17 protein-coding genes are annotated in these 18145 nt (G+C 67.1%); 9 read left to right on the forward strand and 8 right to left on the reverse strand.

Annotated features, from left to right (window positions below; genetic code table 11):
* Positions 1–13: 13 nt before the first annotated feature.
* Together V3B41_RS05335 and V3B41_RS05340 are read right to left on the reverse strand one after the other, a co-directional pair.
* A complete protein-coding gene (locus tag V3B41_RS05335; RefSeq protein WP_049428575.1) occupies positions 14–2239 on the reverse strand; it encodes a S9 family peptidase in 2226 nt (741 codons plus the stop codon).
* Positions 2240–2401: 162 nt separating this feature from the next.
* The gene (locus V3B41_RS05340) at positions 2402–3091 is read right to left on the reverse strand and encodes a glutathione binding-like protein (RefSeq protein ID WP_049427180.1); all 690 of its coding nucleotides are present in this window, start codon (positions 3089–3091) and stop codon (positions 2402–2404) included.
* 112 nt (positions 3092–3203) lie between these two features.
* On the opposite strand from V3B41_RS05340, the gene V3B41_RS05345 reads away from it, so the two are divergent.
* Both V3B41_RS05345 and V3B41_RS05350 read left to right on the forward strand, forming a co-directional pair.
* The gene (locus tag V3B41_RS05345; RefSeq protein WP_049427182.1) at positions 3204–3824 is read left to right on the forward strand and encodes a TIGR00645 family protein; all 621 of its coding nucleotides are present in this window, start codon (positions 3204–3206) and stop codon (positions 3822–3824) included.
* Positions 3825–4025: 201 nt separating this feature from the next.
* Complete coding sequence (locus V3B41_RS05350) at positions 4026–5030, forward strand: energy transducer TonB (RefSeq protein WP_197619410.1); 1005 nt, start codon at positions 4026–4028, stop codon at positions 5028–5030.
* Positions 5031–5104: 74 nt separating this feature from the next.
* Here V3B41_RS05350 and V3B41_RS05355 read toward each other — a convergent pair whose 3' ends face one another.
* Complete coding sequence (locus V3B41_RS05355; protein WP_049427185.1) at positions 5105–5359, reverse strand: hypothetical protein; 255 nt, start codon at positions 5357–5359, stop codon at positions 5105–5107.
* Positions 5360–5436: 77 nt separating this feature from the next.
* Here V3B41_RS05355 and V3B41_RS05360 point away from each other — a divergent pair, with 77 nt between their 5' ends.
* Complete coding sequence (locus V3B41_RS05360; protein WP_329860441.1) at positions 5437–6222, forward strand: helix-turn-helix transcriptional regulator; 786 nt, start codon at positions 5437–5439, stop codon at positions 6220–6222.
* A 157-nt stretch (positions 6223–6379) separates the two neighbouring features.
* Here V3B41_RS05360 and V3B41_RS05365 read toward each other — a convergent pair whose 3' ends face one another.
* The 4 genes from V3B41_RS05365 to V3B41_RS05380 all read right to left on the reverse strand — a co-directional run bounded on the left by V3B41_RS05365 (position 6380) and on the right by V3B41_RS05380 (position 11098).
* Positions 6380–7564, reverse strand: coding sequence for an ABC transporter permease (locus V3B41_RS05365; RefSeq protein ID WP_049427189.1), 1185 nt, complete (start codon positions 7562–7564; stop codon positions 6380–6382).
* A complete protein-coding gene (locus V3B41_RS05370) occupies positions 7561–8307 on the reverse strand; it encodes an ATP-binding cassette domain-containing protein (RefSeq protein WP_197650640.1) in 747 nt (248 codons plus the stop codon). Before V3B41_RS05370 ends, V3B41_RS05365 begins: the two co-directional genes overlap by 4 nt.
* Positions 8304–9827 carry an alpha/beta fold hydrolase gene (locus V3B41_RS05375; RefSeq protein WP_049427195.1) on the reverse strand — a complete coding sequence of 508 codons (1524 nt, stop codon included), beginning with the start codon at positions 9825–9827 and terminating at the stop codon, positions 8304–8306. The genes V3B41_RS05370 and V3B41_RS05375 overlap by 4 nt, the downstream gene beginning before the upstream one ends.
* A gap of 68 nt (positions 9828–9895) precedes the next feature.
* Positions 9896–11098: a GGDEF domain-containing protein gene (locus V3B41_RS05380; protein WP_049427197.1), complete on the reverse strand. Its 1203-nt coding sequence runs from the start codon at positions 11096–11098 to the stop codon at positions 9896–9898.
* Positions 11099–11253: 155 nt separating this feature from the next.
* On the opposite strand from V3B41_RS05380, the gene V3B41_RS05385 reads away from it, so the two are divergent.
* The 3 genes from V3B41_RS05385 to V3B41_RS05395 all read left to right on the forward strand — a co-directional run bounded on the left by V3B41_RS05385 (position 11254) and on the right by V3B41_RS05395 (position 14468).
* Positions 11254–11739, forward strand: coding sequence for a DUF1203 domain-containing protein (locus V3B41_RS05385; RefSeq protein WP_049427198.1), 486 nt, complete (start codon positions 11254–11256; stop codon positions 11737–11739).
* Between the two features lie 234 nt (positions 11740–11973).
* Positions 11974–13140, forward strand: a complete 1167-nt coding sequence (locus tag V3B41_RS05390) for a lytic polysaccharide monooxygenase (protein WP_049427199.1) — start codon at positions 11974–11976, stop codon at positions 13138–13140.
* A gap of 161 nt (positions 13141–13301) precedes the next feature.
* Complete coding sequence (locus V3B41_RS05395) at positions 13302–14468, forward strand: lytic polysaccharide monooxygenase (protein ID WP_049427201.1); 1167 nt, start codon at positions 13302–13304, stop codon at positions 14466–14468.
* A gap of 77 nt (positions 14469–14545) precedes the next feature.
* On the opposite strand, the gene V3B41_RS05400 is transcribed toward V3B41_RS05395, so the two are convergent.
* Positions 14546–15295, reverse strand: a complete 750-nt coding sequence (locus V3B41_RS05400; RefSeq protein WP_080354965.1) for a ferredoxin--NADP reductase — start codon at positions 15293–15295, stop codon at positions 14546–14548.
* An 85-nt stretch (positions 15296–15380) separates the two neighbouring features.
* Between V3B41_RS05400 and V3B41_RS05405 the strand changes: the two genes are divergently transcribed.
* The 3 genes from V3B41_RS05405 to V3B41_RS05415 all read left to right on the forward strand — a co-directional run bounded on the left by V3B41_RS05405 (position 15381) and on the right by V3B41_RS05415 (position 18114).
* Positions 15381–16349 carry an ABC transporter ATP-binding protein gene (locus V3B41_RS05405; RefSeq protein WP_049427206.1) on the forward strand — a complete coding sequence of 323 codons (969 nt, stop codon included), beginning with the start codon at positions 15381–15383 and terminating at the stop codon, positions 16347–16349.
* Positions 16346–17137, forward strand: coding sequence for an ABC transporter permease (locus V3B41_RS05410; RefSeq protein ID WP_049427207.1), 792 nt, complete (start codon positions 16346–16348; stop codon positions 17135–17137). The genes V3B41_RS05405 and V3B41_RS05410 overlap by 4 nt, the downstream gene beginning before the upstream one ends.
* A 209-nt stretch (positions 17138–17346) precedes the next feature.
* Positions 17347–18114, forward strand: coding sequence for a hypothetical protein (locus tag V3B41_RS05415; protein WP_049427208.1), 768 nt, complete (start codon positions 17347–17349; stop codon positions 18112–18114).
* Positions 18115–18145: the final 31 nt, after the last annotated feature.

Raw genomic sequence — 18145 nt, forward strand, 5'->3', positions numbered from 1 at the left:
TTCCCGTGCTGGATCAGGGTTTCAGGCAACGTCCCAGGAAGGCTTCGGCCACGCGGTAGCGATGCAGTGCATCGGCGCCGGACAGGCCATGCTTGGCACCCGGGTAGGTCATCAGTTCGAACGGCTGGGCACGCTTCTGCAGCGCGCTCATCAGGCTGGTCGAATTGGTGAACAGTACGTTGTCGTCCGCCATGCCGTGGATCAGCAGCAGCGGCGAACGCAGGCCATCGATATGGGTCAGCACGCGCGCTTCGCGGTAGCCGGCTTCATTGCGCGCCGGCAGGTCCATGTAGCGCTCGGTGTAGTGGCTGTCGTACAGGCCCCAGTCGGTCACCGGCGCACCGGCCACGCCACAGGCGTAGCTGTCGGAGGCCTTGGCCAGCAGCATCAGGGTCATGTAGCCGCCATTCGACCAGCCCTGCACGCCGATGCGCGCCGGGTCCACCCATGGCTGCTGCTTCAGCCAGGCCACGCCACGCAGCTGGTCGGTCACTTCCACCGTACCCTGCTTGCCGTACAGCGCACCGCCGAAGTCGCGGCCACGGCGCGGGGTGCCACGGTTGTCCAGCGAGAACACCACGTAGCCCTGCTGGGCCAGGTACTGGTTGAACAGATGGTCGCCGCGGCCGGGCCAGCTGTCGGTGACGGTCTGGCTGGCCGGGCCGCCGTAGACATACACCGCCACCGGGTAGCGCTTGGACGGATCGAAGCCGGCCGGCTTGATCAGGCTGTAGTTCAACGGGGTCTTGCCGTCGGCAGCCATCAACGTGCCGAACTCGACCGGGCGCTGCGCATCGCGGTAGCGCGCATACGGGTGCTTGGGATCGGTCAGGTCGTTCTCGACCAGCGTGGCGATCTTCTCGCCGTTGGCGCGGAACAGTTCGATCTGCGGCGGCGTGCTGCTGTTGGACCAGCTGTCGACGTAGACGCTGGCGTTGCGCGCAAAGCTGGCGCTGTGCATGCCCGGCGCCTTCGACAGGCGCTGCGGCTCGCCGCCCTGCAGCGACACTGCGTAGATCTGGCTTTCGCGCGAGGTTTCGATGCCAGCGCGGAAGTAGGCCTTGCCGGCCTTCTCATCGACTGCCAGCAGTTCGTCCACCGGCCAGTTGCCGTGGGTCAGTGCAGTGGCCTTGCCCTTGCTGTCGATGCGGTACAGGTGCTGGAAGCCGGTGCGTTCGGACGACCACAGCACGCTGCCGTCGTCGAGGAAGCGCAGGCTGTTGTGCAGCGGCACCCAGGTCGGGCTGGTCTCGTGGGCGAGCACGCGCTGGCGGTTGGAATCGAGCGCCACTTCCACCAGGTCCAGCTGCTTCTGGTCACGCGACTGGCGCTGGAAACTCAGGTGCTGCGCATCGCGCCAGTCGACGCGGGCCAGGTAGATGTCCTGTTCCTTGCCGAGGTCGACCCAGCGCGGCTGCGCATCGGCGGCCGGTGCGATCACGCCCAGCTGCACGCGCACGTTGGCATCGCCGGCGGCCGGGTAACGCTGTTCAATCACATCAGTGCGGTCGGCATAGACCTCGTAGCGCTTCTGCACCGGTACCGGCGATTCGTCGATGCGGGCAAAGGCGATCGCAGAATCATCCGGCGCCCACCAGTATCCGGTGTGGCGGTCCATTTCCTCGTCGGCGACGAATTCGGCCACGCCGTTGCCGATAGTGGTGCTGCCGTCGCGGGTCAGCTGCAGCTGCTTGTCGCTGGCCAGATCGATCACCCACAGGTTGCGGCCGCGGATGAAGCTGACGAAGCCGCCCTTGGGCGACAGCTTGGCATCGGTGGCGAAACCTTCACCGTGGGTCAGCTGGCGTACCGCCGCCTGACCCTGCTGCTTGAGGTCGTACAGGTACAGCTCGCCGCCCAGCGGGAACAGCAGGCGCTGCGCGTCCGGCGACCACTGGTAATCGACGATGCCGGTCATCGCGGCGATGCGCTGGCGCTCGCGGCGCGCCTTTTCCTCATCACTGAGGGTCTCGGTGCCGGGCAGCACCACCTTGGAATCGACCAGCAGCCGGGTCTGGCCACTGCCGATGTCGTAGGTCCACAGGTCCAGCTGGTTGCGGTCGCTGTCCTTGCCGCGCAGGAAGCTGACCTGCGATCCGTCCGGCGCCACCTTGGGCTTCATCAGGGTCGGGCCGGACAGCGGCAGCGGGCCGGTGATGGCTTCCAGGGTCAGCTTTTCAGCGTGGGCGGCGGTTGTGGTGGCGAGCATGAGGGCGAGCGAAGCGAACAGGTGGCGCATGGAGGATCCCGGCAAACGGCAGGTCCGCCCCCGCGATGGACGCGGAGCGGTCGTCCCCCATCCTAACCAAGCCTGTGCGGGAAGGCAGCATGACCTTCTGCCCATGGCCGGGTGCTGGGGTCAGAGCCCTTTGCGCTGCAAAGGGATCCGACCCCGAGGCGGTCAGCGCTGGCCGAACAGGTGCTTGCGCTCCTCGTCGCTGAGCGGCTTGCCGGCGTTCGGGTTCACCTGCTGGCGCAGGGCATAGGCACGCTGGGTGGCCGGGCGTGCGGCAATGGTTTCATGCCAGCGCTTGAGGTTCGGGAACGCGGTGAAATCCACCGGCAGCTTGTCGTAGGCGCCGATCCACGGGTAGCTGGCCATGTCAGCGATGGTGTACGCGTCGCCGGCCAGGAACGCGTGCTGGGCCAGGCGCTTGTCCATCACTCCGTGCAGGCGACGCACTTCGTTGTCGTAGCGCTCGATGGCATACGGGATCTTTTCCGGCGCGTACACGTTGAAGTGGCCCATCTGGCCACTCATCGGGCCCAGGCCGGCCATCTGCCAGAACAGCCACTCCAGGGTGGTGACGCGGCCGCGGGGGTCGCTGGGCAGGAAGCGGCCGGTCTTCTCGGCCAGGTACAGCAGGATCGCGCCAGACTCGAACACGCTCTGGGGAGCACCGCCATCGGCCGGGGCCTGGTCGACGATGGCCGGCATCTTGTTGTTCGGCGAGATCGCGAGGAATTCCGGCTTGAACTGGTCGCCCGAGCCGATGTTGACCGGGTGGATGCGGTACTCCAGGCCGGCTTCTTCCAGCAGCAGGGTCACTTTGTGGCCGTTCGGGGTGGGCCAGTAATACAGGTCGATCATGGCGGCGGCTCGGGGTGCGGAAAGGAACCTGAAGTCTAGTGCGTGAGTTGGCTTGGCACCGTCATGGCGGGCCGGTAACCTCGCCTCTCCCCCGCAACGCAGCATCCCTCGCATGAGTGCAAACCGCCCGCCGCTCTCCCCCTTGTCCACGCTGATCTTCGCCTCGCGCTGGCTGCAGCTGCCGCTGTACCTGGGCCTGATCGTGGCGCAGTGCGTCTACGTGTTCCTGTTCGGCAAGGAACTGTGGCACCTGATCTCGCACTCGGTGTCGATGGGCGAGCAGCAGATCATGCTGATCGTGCTGGGCCTGATCGACGTGGTGATGATCTCCAACCTGCTGGTGATGGTGATCGTCGGCGGCTACGAGACCTTCGTCTCGCGCCTGCGCCTGGAAGGCCACCCGGACCAGCCGGAATGGCTGAGCCACGTCAACGCCAGCGTGCTCAAGGTGAAGCTGGCGATGGCGATCATCGGCATCTCCTCGATCCACCTGCTGAAGACCTTCATCGCCAGCGGTGCGCTGGGCGGCATCCCGCTGTGCACGCCGGAGCAGATGAGCGTCGCCGCTGCCAACATCGGTGTCGCCCGCTGCTCGATGCTGACCCAGGATGGCGTGCTGTGGCAGACCATCATCCACTGCGTGTTCATCCTGTCGGCGATCGGCATCGCCTGGACCGACAAGCTGATGTCAAACAGCCACAGCAAGCCCCACGACAAGTCGCACGACCACTGATGCGGCAACCGGCAGCGGCCCTTCGCCGCTGCCCCTTCCCGGCCCCTGCCCCTTGTACGCGGCAGTGGCCGGGATGCTAGATTGCACCCTCGCCGTTGCCGGCGGTGGCGTCGGGAAACGTCACCCTGCCGCGCCCGGACCGCAGGTCCCGGCCATGCATATCAATGATTTACGTCACGTCGTCTTCTAGAGGGGAGCAGGATGTCGCACGTCTCAACGATCACCGCCGCGCGCCGGTGGCTGCCGGTTGCCCTGGCACTGGCACTGGCCGCCTGCTCGGGCAAGGAAGAATCCGCAGCGCCTGCTGCCGCCACGGCGCCTGCCGCTGCCGCACCCGCCGCACCGGCGGTTGCTGCCAAGGTGCAGTCCATGGGCACCGAGCAGCTGCGCGAGTCGGCCAGCCAGGCGCTGCGCGAGAACCGCATGTATGCACCGGCCGGCGACAACGCCATCGAGTACTACCTCGCCCTGCGTGACAAGACGCCGGACGACGCCTCGGTGAAGAGCGCACTGACCGACCTGCTGCCGTACACCCTGATCGCCGCCGAGCAACACCTGAGCCGCGAGGACTACACCGAAGCGCAGCGCCTGGTGGCACTGATCGAGAAGGTGGATGCCTCCGCGCCGGCCCTGCCGCGCCTGAAGGACGGCCTGGCCAAGGGCGTGCAGAACGCAGCCAAGCGCACCGAAGCGGAAGCCGAGAAGGCCAAGAAGGATGCCGAGGACCGCAGCAAGCAGCAGACTGAGCAGCAGCGCCTGAGCGAGCAGCGCGCCAAGGAAGCCGACGCCGCCAAGCAGATTGCCGCGCAGCAGGATGCCGCGCGCCGCGACAACGAGCGCCAGGAAGCCGAGCGCCAGGCCGCCGCCCGCCGCGAGGCTGAGCAGAAGCAGCAGCAGGCTGCCGCCCAGCAGGCCAGCGCCGCACGCCAGGCCGCCGCACCGGCAGCGCCCACCCTGCGCCCGGTCAGCACACCGGCGCCGCGCTATCCGGGCGAAGCCCTGCGTTCGGGAACCTCCGGCGAAGTGCTGGTGGAGATCACCGTCGGCACCGATGGCTCGGTGGTGAATGCTCGCGTGCTGCGCGCGACGCCGGGACGCGTGTTCGACCGTGAAGCCCTGAACGCGGTCAAGCGTTGGCGCTTCGAGCCGGTCAGCGCGCCGGTGACCACCCGCCGTACGCTGGTGTTCGCGCCGGGCAACAACTGAGGCACGTCGAGGTAGCGCCGGGCCACGCCCGGCGACAATGGATCAAGGCCCGGCATGTCCGGGCCTTGTCCGTGTCAGGCCGCTCCATCGATCAGGTGTTGCAGTGCCGGATCGCGCGCTGTCAGCACCTGGAACAGGCCCAGCGCATGCAGGCCCGGCAGCAGCGCACGCAGATCCGCTTCGGCCGTGGCCCGGGTGGCGGGATCGCCGGCAGGATCCTGCCAGTCGCGGACGCTGGCGAGGAAAGCCCCGACACTGCCCTTGCGCACGGTCACGCCGTTCACCTGCACGTCGTTCTGATGGTCGGGGAGGATGTCGTGTGGCTGCATGGAGGATGCTCCTGTGGGATCGGAGCCCAGTGTGGCGCCCGCCGGCTGGCGTTTCTGCCGTATAACTGCCAATGGATATGGTAGATCAGACATTCATCGCGTTGATCGATCCCACCCTGGCGGACGCCGGCGATGGTCCCGCGGTGCTGTCGTCGCAACTGCGCGCAACCGGACGACGCCGTACAGCACGCCACCGGCATGTGCGCGGCCAGCTGCTGGGTGCCCACCACGGCGTGCTGCGCATCGAAGCGGGGGATCTGCAGTGGCTGCTTCCTGCGGGGCACGTCGCATGGATACCGCCCTCGCTGCCCCACGCACTGGCGGAGGCAGAGGAGTTCGATGGCTGGAGCCTGTACTTCAGCGCTGCGGCCTGCGTGGAACTACCAGCGATACCACGTATTTTCCAGCCCAGCGCGCTGCTGCAGGCGGCGACGGCGCGGGCGCTGCAATGGCCCCATGCGCCACTGGATGCTGCGCAGGCACGCCTGGCCGGCGTGATCGCCGATGAGATTGCCGCCAGCACGCCGCTGCCGCTGGCCCTGCCACAACCGCGTGACCGGCGCCTGCGCCAGATCGCCGCCGCGCTGGCTCGCGCGCCGCACGACAACCGCACCGTCGAGGCCTGGGCCGCCAGCAGTGGCCTGTCGGGCCGCAGCCTGGCCCGCCACTGGCTGGCCGAGACCGGCATGACGCTGGGCCAGTGGCGACAGCGACTGCGTGTGCTGCTGGCGCTGCCACGCCTGCTGGCAGGTGATCCGGTGATCGGTGTTGCGCTGTCGATGGGGTACGACACGCCCAGCGCCTTCATCGCCGTGTTCAAGCGCGAGATGGGGGTGACGCCTGCGCGGTATGGGGAGGGGTGAGGTGTCCAACACTCCCGCTGTCTGCACTTGCGATTGGCGCCGGTGATCGCCCAGCGTTTCGCCACTTGGCAGGCAACGCGGTCCTGAAAACAACGAAGCCCGGAATGACCGGGCCTCGTTCGAAATCCGCCGGGCATGGCCCGGCGCTACCAGGTGGTCAACCGGAGATCGCCAGGCGTTCGTTGTGGTAGCGGCGCACGGCGGCGAACCACAGCACGGCGGCCAGGCCGAGGCTGGCGCCGAGGTAGATCGCCCACACCGAGGGGGTGATGGTCTCGTGGCGGATCACCTTCAGCAACATCTGGTTCTGCGACAGGAACGGTACTGCGTACTGCCACGGCTGGCTCTTCACCGGGTAGGCAATCAGCGCATAGCCCGGCAGCATCGGCAGCAGCATCAACCAGGTCATATGGCTCTGCGCTTCCTTCATGCTCTTGGCGGCTGCGGCCAGGAACGTCAGCAGCGAGGTGCCGATCAGCAGCATCGGCAACATCACCAGCAGCATCTGCACCATGGCGACGATGTTCATGTTGAGCTGGCGGCCGATGTTGCCCGGTGCAATCTGCGCGCTCACCTTGAACGCGGCCAGGGTCAACAGCAGCGAGGCGAAGCCAACCATGCAGGCGGCGGCGATCTTGCCACTGACAATGGCGCTACGCGATCCAGGCGTGGCCAGCAGCGGCTCCAGCGACTGACGCTCACGCTCGCCGGCGGTGGTGTCCATCACCAGGTAGGCGCCGCCGAGGAACGAGGTGAGGGTCAGCAGGATCGGCAGCAGCGCCGACAGCATCAGGCCACGCTTGGCTTCGGCACTGGCCATGTCCTGGCTGGCCACGTCCAGCGGTCGCGCTACCTGGGCGTCGATGCCCCGTGCCATCAGCCGCAGCGCTCCCACCTGCCCGTTGTAGGTGGCCAACGCCGCCTGCAGGCGTGCGGTTGGTACCTCGGCGGCACGCCGCGTGCTGTCGCGGATCACCTCTACCAGCGCCGGCTTGCCATCGGCCCAGTCCTTGCCGAAGTCCGGGCTGATGCGCAGCGCCACGTCGATGTCCTGCGAGCGGATGGCCTCGGCCAGATCCTTCGGCGCCGCAGCGGCATTCAGGCCCTGCGCGGCCAGGAAGCGCACCAGGTTCGGCGCGTGCTCGGCACCGATGGTGGGAATCTGCAGCGGCTGCTCGATCTGCGTGCGCACGCGGCTTTCGGACAGCTTGCCCATGCCCAGGATCAGCAGCGGGTACAGCAGCGGCCCGAACAGCAGGGTCAGCGCCAGCGTGCGGCGATCGCGCGACAGGTCACGCAGCTCCTTGCGCATCACCGTCATCAGGGTCGACATCATGCTCATGCGTGCAGGCCCTCTTCGCTGCCGATCAGTTTCACGAACGCATCCTCCAGATTGGCTTCACCGGACTGCGCGCGCAGTTCATCGGCGCTGCCGGCGGCCATCACCGTGCCCTTGGCAATGATCACGATGTGGTCGCACAGTGCACCCACCTCCTGCATGATGTGGCTGGACAGGATCACGCAGCGGCCTTCTTCGCGCAGCCCCAGCAGGAACCGGCGCAGCGCGCGGGTGGTCATCACGTCCAGGCCGTTGGTGGGTTCGTCGAGGATGACGTTGCGCGGGTCGTGCACCAGTGCACGGGCGATGGCGGTCTTGGTGCGCTGGCCCTGCGAGAAGCCGTCGGTCTGGCGATCCAGGATGTCGCCCATGTCCAGTGCATGCGACAGCACTTCGATGCGTTCGCGGATGTGCTGGGCCGAGAGGCCATGCAGTTCGCCGAAGTAGGCGATGTTCTCGCGTGCGGTCAGGCGCTTGTACACGCCGCGCGCATCGGGCAGCACCCCCAGGTGGCGGCGGACGTCCACCGGATTGCGTGCCGCATCGATGCCGTCGACGCTGATGCTGCCCTGGTCGGGCGTCATCAGCGTGTACAGCATGCGCATGGTGGTGGTCTTGCCGGCACCATTGGGGCCCAGCAGGCCGGTGATCTGGCCATCGGCGGCGCGGAAGCCGACGTTGGCCACGGCCTGGATGCGGCCGGTGCGGGTATCGAAGGCCTTGTGCAGGTTGTCGGCGACGATCATGGGGTCCATCCGTTGAACGAGGTGAACGCCGGCACGTAGCTCAGCGTGTCCAGGCAGCTGGCATCGAGCGCCTTGGCCTGGGTGGTGTCGATGAACTGGCCAAGCAGGCGCGGCATGCAGCCGGCGTTGAGCGTGCCGTGGCCCTGCCCACGGGCAACCAGCGCTCGGCCGTTGGGCAGGCCCTTGAGCACCTGCTCGGCGTAGCGCGGCGGGGTGACCGGGTCCAGTTCACCGGAGAGCAGCAACACGGGCAGATCGCCCTTCAGCGCTGCGGTGCTGGCGGCCGGCGCCGGCTGGTGAGGCCACACCGGGCAGGCAGCGAAGAACGCGCGCGCTGCTTCGGCACCGAACAGCGCGTCATCGCTTTCAGGCGGGGCCTGGTAGCGCGGCGCGTCTTCGCTGCAGATCACCGACCACTGCATGCCGCGATTGATCTGGAAATCCATGCTGCGGGTGGCGCCACGCACCAGCGAGGCAAGCGGTACGTAGCGGCCCTGTGCGGCTTCATCCAGCACCAGCGGCAGCAGCGAGGAGTACTCGGGCACGTAGGAGAAGGCGAACGCCAGGCCCACCACGCTGTCCGGCGAAAGCACGTCCTGGCGCGGCGCGTTCGTACCGGGGTCGCGGTAATCGACCGTCACCGGCGTGCGGCGCAGGGTGTCGGCCACGCTGCGCAGCTGTTCACGGGTATCCACCGGGAAGCGCTTGCTGCAGGCGGCATCCTTGCGGCACTGCGCCGACTGCAGGGTGATGGCGTTGTCGAAGGTCCTGGCGAACTCGCCACCCACCACCAGATCGTTGGGCACCACGCCATCGATCACGATGCTGCGGGTGTGCTGCGGGTAGGCCATGGCATAGCGCTGGGCCACGCGGGTGCCATAGGAACCCCCGACCAGATTGATCTTTTCAGCGCCCAGCGCCTGGCGCACGGCGTCCAGATCGGCAATGGCTTCGGTGGTGGTGTAGAAGCGCGGATCGGCACGGCCTTTCAGCGAGGCCAGGCACTGCGTGGCGAAGTCGCGCATCACCGCTTCGGTGGGCGCGGCGTCTTCGTCCAGCTGCAGTTCCTTGCCGTCGGCGCCCAGGCAGCTGAGCGGGTTGGAGCCGCCGGTGCCGCGCTGGTCGATCAGGAACACGTCGCGCTGCTTGCGCACCTGGCGCAGGGCGGTATCGACAACGACGGCCACCTCGCTGGCGGCCTGGCCGGGGCCGCCGGCCAGGAAGAACACCGGATCGGGCTGGCTGCTGCCGTCGCCGGATTCCAGCCAGGCGATGCGCAGGCCGATGCTGCGGCCTTCGGGATGGGCGCGATCCTCCGGCACCTGCAGGGTGGCGCACTGGGCTTCCACGTTGGCGCTGGCGCCGACGGTGGACAAGGTGCAGGGCTGGAAGCCGATCGTGCCGAAGCGGCGGTTGGGCGCGTCGGTGCTGCCCTTCGCGTCGACCGACGACGTTTGGTTGCAACCGGCAAGCATCAGGCTGGCCAGCATTCCGGCCAGCGCGAGGTGGTGTCTTTGCATCGTGCGTGTTTCCCCTGGAGGACGTTCCTGCCGACCACGACGGGCTGCCGCGGAAGATGTGACCCAACTTACACGGGCAGCGCGTCGGCGGCGATGGGCAGAGGCGGATTCCCGGCCGGGACGGCGCAGGCCAGGCGATCGCGGCCCTCGGCCTTGGCCCGGTACAGCGCCGCATCGGCCGCCGCCAGCAGCGTGGACAGGTCGCCGTGGCCTTCGTCCATCGCCAGACCGATGCTGGCGGTGACCGTCACCGCTCCGGTGGCCAGGCGCGCCGGGCACCGCTGCAGAGCGGTACGGATCGCTGCAGCCCCTGCCATTGCTTCGCCCTGCGTGCTGCCGGCCAGCACCAGCACGAACTCCTCGCCGCCGTAACGGCCCAGCAGGGCGTCACGGCCCTGCGTACAGCGCTGCAGCACCGCTGCAAAGTGGCGCAACACCTGGTCGCCGGCCAGATGGCCCCAGCGGTCATTGATCTGCTTGAAGTGATCGACATCCACCAGCAGCAGCGCCAGCGGCCGCCCCTGTCGACGCAGGCGCTGCAGACGCGCGTGGCCATCGGCCAGCACCGCACCGCGGTTGAGCAGGCCGGTCAGGCCGTCGGTGCGCGCCGCATGGCGCAGATCGACCAGCATCCGCTCAACCAGCAGCAGCACCATCGCGAAGCAGCGCGCCAGTTCCAGCATCACTCCGGCGATGTAGGTCGCGAACATCGGCGAACCGGTGCGCATGATGTCCTCGCCGGCATCCGGGGCCACCGGCAGGAACAGGCGCACGGCATACAGGCTGGCTTGGGCCAGGAACACCGCAGCGGCCAACCGGCAACTGGTGCGTTGCTGGGCCGGGGCATGGCGCAGCAGCAGCCATGCAATCCAGCCATCGACACCCAGCGCGAACACGCTGAACACCTGCAGGCGCATGCCCAGGTTCGGCCACAGCACAAGGAAGGCGAAGATGCAGGCCATGAACGCGGCCGCCATCAACAACGGCCACCACAGCGGCAACGGCTGCTCCAGGTGCAGCGCAACCCCGCGCAGCATCATCAGCGCGCACCCGGCCATCGCCGCGTTGCCGGCCAGCACGGCCGGCACCAGTGGCAGATAGGGGCGCAGCGCCAGCAGGGTCACGCCCAGGGTCAGCAGCCACAGGCTGGCGGTCCACTGGCGCAGCACCGGCTGCCCGCGCAGCACGACCAGCAGCAGCGAGAACCCCACGGCAATGCCGATGCAGAGCAGGAAGCCAAGCACGGTGATGGTGCGGAAATCCAGGGACATGCAGCGCTCGTCGGCCGGGGCGGCGCGCGCATCTTAGCGCCTTGCAGCGCGAATCCCGTGGCGTTCCCCGGCTTCGAGGGTGATGCCGGGTCTGAAAACGGCGAGCAGGACGACCGGCGCATGCGCAGAATCCGCGCACAACCCAGGAGACGCCCATGCACGCGTGGTACCTCGGTGGCATCGACCACCGCCCCTTCCTGCCCCTGTTCGAGATGAGTGACAACGCGCTCGCTGCACTGGGAATCCAGCGTCGCTGGGCGGGCGATTCAGGAGGACACCCCTGCCGGATCAGCCTGAGCGATCCTCCCTGCGGCAGCGAACTGCTCCTGCTGTCCCACGTGCACCTGCCGTTGCACTCGCCGTATCGCGCCTCCGGCCCGATCTTCGTGCAGCGCGGCGTGACCCGTTGCGTACTGCCTGCCGGGGAGGTGCCACCTTATGTGCAGCGCCGCATGATCTCGCTGCGTGCCTACGACAGCGCAGCGCTGATGCGCAGTGCGCAGGTCTGCGCCGGCACCGAGGTTGCCACGCAGCTGGACACGATCTTCGCCGATCCAGCGGTGGCCTTCGTCCAGCTGCACAACGCGGCACACGGCTGTTTCTCATGCCAGGCAGATCGGGTCGGCACCAGCGCCACGTAGCGCCAACCTCCATGACGTGATCGATGGCACGCCGATCACGTGACCGCTGGCGCATCCATTCAGCACCGCGTGAAGCCTGCGGGAAGGGCTTCACATGCACAGTCACGGATCGGCACTTCCATGGTTCCTCCGCCCGCACCACGACTCGATACTCGCTGTGGTGCCGCCGCAAGTCCGCCGCGCAGCGCAACGCCTGCGGTCACCGTTCCCTTTCGACGACCACAAGGATGCGCCATGTCATTCCGCTCCACACCAGTGCTGCTGGCCACCGCGTTCGCCGCCGCAGGCCTCGGCCTGGCCGGCACTGCAGCCGCTCACGGCACCATGACCACGCCGGTCAGCCGCGTCTATGCCTGCTTCCAGGGCAATCCCGAGAACCCGACCAATCCGGCCTGTGCCGCCGCCAAGGCGATCGGCGGCTCGCAGGCGTTCTACGACTGGAATGGCATCAACCAGGCCAACGCCAATGGCAACCACCAGGCGGTGGTACCCGATGGCAAGCTGTGCAGCGGCAACAACCCGACCTTCCGCGGCCTGGACGTGGACCGCAGCGACTGGCAGACCACGCCGATCCAGCCTGATGCCAATGGCAAATTCACCTTCGTGTTCAAGGCCACCGCGCCGCATGCCACGCGCGACTGGCGCTTCTTCGTCACCCGCGAAGGCTGGCAGCCGGGCAGCCCCTTGCGCTGGGCCGACCTGCAGGAATTCTGCACGCTGGGCAATACACCGCTGTCGGCCGATGGCACCTACAAGCTGCAGTGCACGTTGCCGCAGCGCAGCGGCCAGCACGTGATCTACAACACCTGGCAGCGCTCGGATTCGACCGAAGCGTTCTACACGTGCATGGACGTGCGCTTCCAGGGCGGCGGCGGCACGCCAGCACCGCAATGGCAGGATGCCGGCCCGGTCACTGCGCGCGGTGAGCTGCCGGTCGGCACGACGCTGGCGCTGCGCGTGTTCAACGCCAACGGCAACGATGTCGAGCGCGTGGAGGCCACCCTGGCCAGCGGCCAGACCGCCGCGGCACAGTGGCCGCTGGTGCTGGCACGCAGGGTCAATGCCGATGCACAGCATGCGCGGCTGGGTGTGCTCAGCAACGGCGTGATCACGCCCACCGCATCGGCCACCGCCAACCGTGTGTACCTGAAGGACGGCAACCGCTTCCAGCTCGACACCAAGGTGCCGGACCCGGGTACGCCGTCGCCGGGCGGTGATTTCGACCATGTGTACCCGGCCGGTATCGGCAGCTACGTGCCGGGCCAGACCGTGGTGAAGGGCACCGACGGCAAGCTGTACGCCTGCCGCCCGTTCCCGGAAGGTGCGTGGTGCAACGTCAATGCCGATGCCTATCGTCCGGGCACCGGCTCTGCCTGGCGGGACGCTTGGATCGCGTACTGAGATGCCCTGCGGGGAACGGCGTTTTTTCGTCGTTCCCCCTCGGAATGCGAAGTTCATCGCAGCGCAGAAAACGCACCCTTACCTTTCAAACTATTCCTATGGAGCGTGCCGGGACGCATGTCGAAACTCCGCAGGGTTCCACCACCCACAGGAGATTCCTGATGCACCTGTCCCATCGGACCGTCCTTGCACTGTCCTTCATCGCGGGTCTGGCGCTGCCTGGCAGCGCCTTCGCCCATGGCACCATGTCCAAGCCCACCAGCCGTGTCTACGCATGCTATCTGGGCAACCCGGAAAACCCGACCAATCCGGCCTGCGCCGCCGCCAAGCAGCTGGGCGGTGCCCAACCGTTCTACGACTGGGCTGGTGTCAATCAGGCTCATGCCAACGGCAACCACCAGGCGGTGGTTCCGGACGGGCAACTGTGCAGCGGCGGCAACTCCACCTATCGCGGCCTGGACCTGAACCGCAGCGACTGGGCCACCTCGCCGATACGGGCCGACGCGCGCGGTCGCTACACCTTTGAATTCCTGGGTTCCGCTCCGCACGAAACCCGTGAGTGGAAGTTCTACGTCACCCGCGATGGCTGGCAACCTGGCTCTCCCCTGCGCTGGGGTGATCTGGAAGCCTTCTGCACGCTGGGCAACGTACCGTTGTCCGCCGGTGGCGTATACAAGCTGGACTGCCCGCTGCCAAAGCGCGAGGGCCAGCACATCATCTACAATACCTGGCAGCGCTCGGATTCGCAGGAGGCCTTCTACACCTGCATGGACGTGCGTTTCGAAGGCGGTGGTGGCGTCACCCCGCCGCCGCAATGGCAGGACGCAGGTCCGGTCATCGCGCGGGGCGCGCTGGACACCGGGACCACCTTGACCCTGCGGGTGTTCAGTGCCAACGGCAACGATCTGGAACGCCCGGCGCTGACACTGAGCGCTGGTCAGACCGCAGCGAATCAATGGCCCTTGGCGCTGGCACGGCAGGTCAACGCCAACGCGCAGCACGCACGTGTGGGTGTAATGAAAGACGGGATGATCACGCCGGTCGCTTCTGCCACGGATAATCGTGTCTACCTCAAGCCTGGCAACCGCTTCCAGCTCGAAACACTGGTTCCGGGACCGGGCCCGATAGACCCACCTCCAGGTGACTACGACTTCATCTACCCGGCTGGTATCGGCAGCTATAAACCCGGCGAAACCGTGGTGAAGGGCACCGACGGCAAACTGTACGCCTGCCGTCCCTTCCCGGAAGGTGCGTGGTGCAACATCAATGCCGATGCCTACCGTCCGGGCACCGGCTACGCTTGGCGGGATGCCTGGGTCGCGTACTGAGGCAGGTTCCGGAGGCGGCATGAGGCCGCCTCCGGTACATGAGGGGGTTGCCGGCCAGCGGCCGGCACTACCCGGGCCTATTTGCTGCTGACGTACTTCTCGCGGCGGATCTGCGGGTTGCCCAGTCCGGCAGCCTTGAGCAGCTCGGCGCAGGCGTCGACCATGTCCGGGTTGCCGCACAGGTAGGCGATGTCGGTGGCCGGGTCCGGCGAGAAACCGGCCAGCGCCTGCTGCACGTAGCCATGCTGCACGTCGGGATGCGGATCGGCCGGCAGTTCGCGCGACAGGCACGGAACATAACGGAAGTTAGGATGCTTTTCGGCGAAGCTGTAGAAATCTTCGCTGTACAGCAGCTCGCCCGGGCTGCGCGCGCCCTGCAGCAGCACGATCTGCACGCCCCGCTCGGCCATGGCCGTTTCCAGCAGCGGCAGCATCGAGCGGTACGGGGTGACGCCGGTGCCGGTGGCGATCAGCAGGTAGCGGGCGTTGTGGTCGCCGGGGTTCAGGCAGAACCGGCCATAGGGGCCGGACGCATTGATCTGGCCGCCCTGCTCCAGCGCCTCGAACAGGGCCGTGGCGGCGCCGCCGGGCACGAAACTGACCGCGATATCCACCGCCTCGCCCGGGCCCAGCGCGTGGTCGTGGATGGTCGCCAGCGAGTAGCTGCGCTTGGTTTCGGTGCCGTCGGCATAGCTGAAATGGACCTGGATGAACTGGCCGGGCTGGAAATCCAGCGGCTGCCCATCGTCACGCACGAACTGGTAGTGGCCGACGGTCGGGGCCAGCATGCGGCAGCCGACCAGCTTGAGGGGGAATTGAACAGGCACGACTTTTCGGGACAGTGTGTAGCCGGGGCAAGCCCTCGGGGTCTTCTATAATAGCCCCTCCCCGCCCCCTCTCCAGCGCCAGCCCATGGGCGCGAAGGCTTCGAGCTTGGCATCCCAGAACGATATGGCGCCCGCCCTGCGCGTGCGCGACCTGCGCAAGACCTACGACAACGGCACCCAGGCCCTGAAGGGTGTTTCCCTGGAAGTGGCTCCGGGCGACTTCTTCGCCCTGCTCGGCCCCAACGGCGCCGGCAAGTCGACCCTGATCGGCATCATCAGCTCCCTGGTCAACCTCAGCGAGGGCCAGGTGGAGGTGTTCGGCAGCGACCTGGTGCGCAACCGCAGCGCCACCATGCGCCTGATCGGGCTGGTGCCGCAGGAAATCAACTTCAACCTGTTCGAGAAGCCCTTCGACATCCTGGTGAACTACGCCGGTTTCTACGGTGTGCCGCGCCAGGAAGCCGAGCAGCGCGCCGAAGAGGAACTGAAGCGCGCGCACCTGTGGGAGAAGGCCCAGGTGATGAGCCGCACACTGTCCGGCGGCATGAAGCGCCGGCTGATGATCGCCCGCGCGATGATGACCCGCCCGCGCCTGCTGATCCTGGACGAACCGACCGCCGGCGTGGACATCGAGATCCGCCGCGACATGTGGCGCGTGCTGAAGGAGATCAACGCGGCCGGCACCACGATCATCCTCACCACGCACTACCTGGAAGAGGCCGAGTACCTGTGCCGGCACCTGGCGATCATCAACCACGGCCAGATCGTCGAGCAGGGCCCGATGCGCGCGTTGCTGGCCAAGCTGGACGTGGAAGGCTTCCTGCTGGACATCGACGGTGAACTGCCGGCGCAGCTGCCGGTGATCGAAGGCGCGACGTTGACCGCCCCGGACCCGCACACGCTGGACATCGACATGCCGCGCGCGATGGACCTCAACCGCGTGTTCGCCACGCTGAACGAGGCTGGCATCCGCGTGCGTTCGATGCGCACCAAGAGCAACCGCCTGGAGGAGCTGTTCGTGCGCCTCACCGGCAACCTGGAGACTTCCGCATGAGCACCACCGAGCTGACCGACGGCCAGCGCAACCGCGTCGCACTGATGACCATCGTGCGCCGCGAAGTCGCCCGCATCATGCGCATCTGGGGCCAGACCCTGGTGCCACCGGCGATCACCATGACCCTGTACTTCCTGATCTTCGGCAACCTGATCGGGTCGCGCGTGGGTGAGATGGGCGGCTACAGCTACATGCAGTTCATCGTGCCGGGCCTGGTGATGATGAGCGTGATCCAGAACAGCTACGGCAACATCAGTTCCTCGTTCTTCGGCGCCAAGTTCGGCCGCCATGTGGAAGAGCTGCTGGTCAGCCCGATGCCGAACTGGGTGATCCTGTGGGGCTACGTGGCCGGTGCCGTGCTGCGCGGCCTGATGGTGGGCGTGATCGTGCTGATCATCGCGATGTTCTTCACCCCGGTGCGCATCCCGCACCCGATCGTGATGCTGACCACGGTGATCCTGGGCGCGACGATCTTCTCGCTGGCCGGCTTCATCAACGCGGTGTATGCGAAGAAGTTCGACGACGTGGCGATCGTGCCGACCTTCATCCTGACCCCGCTGACCTACCTGGGTGGCGTGTTCTATTCGGTGAAGCTGTTGCCGACCTGGGCCGAGGCGGCCACCCACGCCAACCCGATCTTCTACATGGTCAACGCGTTCCGCTATGGCCTGCTGGGCAGCAGTGACGTTCCGCTGCCGGTGGCCTACGGCCTGATGATCGGCTTCGTGGTGGTGCTGACGGCACTGGCGCTGTGGCTGCTGCGCCGTGGCGTGGGCATGCGCAGCTGAGTTTTGCCTGCAGGGCCTGCGGCCCCGCACCCGCTGAATCAACTTCAACGGCAACGGCAAAAGCTGACTATCCGTGGCATGGCGGGAGCCTGGTGGGTGTCGACCTTGGTCGACACTGTAGATCCACGCCATGCGTGGATGAAGCGATCTCTGTAGAGCCAAGCCGATGCTCGGCTCTTTTCGTTTGGGATTGCGGCTAGGCTGTGGCGATGAAGATCACTTCCATTCCGTTGGACAAGGCCGTGTCGGACGGCCCCATCGATGCCTTCAGCCACGCGCTGCTGGGCGATTCGCCCACGCTGGATGAGGTGCTGGGATACCTGGCCACACGGCACGCAGCTGATCCCCGGCACCGCTATCTGTGCACGCTTGATGATGCCGGTCAGTGCCGCTACACCAGCATGCACGCGTCAGACGACGCGCGCATCGCGCTGTACGAGGACGAAGACCCGGCAACCCCCGACGATGCGTTGGCGGCACGCGAGCGATTGCTGGCGCATGTCATCGCGCAGCTCGAGCATTCCTCTCATCGGCTGGAATGGAGCGCGCTGGCAGGCACACTGATGTGCAGTGACGCAGACATCGAGGCGCTGGTTGCTGCCAATGCCGCGCCGGATCTGATCGTCGACGAGGTGGTCTGCGTGCAGCAGGTACCCGTGGTCCGTGACGACCTGCTGATCGCCGCCCTGCCCAATGGCTACTTCAGCGCCGACTGGGACATCTTCCAGAACCATGCCCTGATCCGGCACCTGCAGGAACACCATGGCTACCGCCTGTTCGGGCTTGGCGCATCGTGGTTGGGCTTCCAGCGCGACAGCGCGCCGTTGCCTGCGGAAGCGAGTGCTCTGGTCACGGATCTGCAGCACATCTTTGCCACAGGAAGGGACGACACCTGGTCGCACCTGGCTGCGACGCTGGCCACCCGCACCACGCTTCTGCTGGGATACACCGAAGACTTCAGCGAGCAGCTGCGCTGAGTACCGCTCTGCATGGGCGAGCGCAGCGAGC

Source organism: Stenotrophomonas sp. SMYL89, from assembly GCF_036319985.1.
In the GTDB taxonomy this organism is placed as follows: domain Bacteria; phylum Pseudomonadota; class Gammaproteobacteria; order Xanthomonadales; family Xanthomonadaceae; genus Stenotrophomonas; species Stenotrophomonas maltophilia_Q.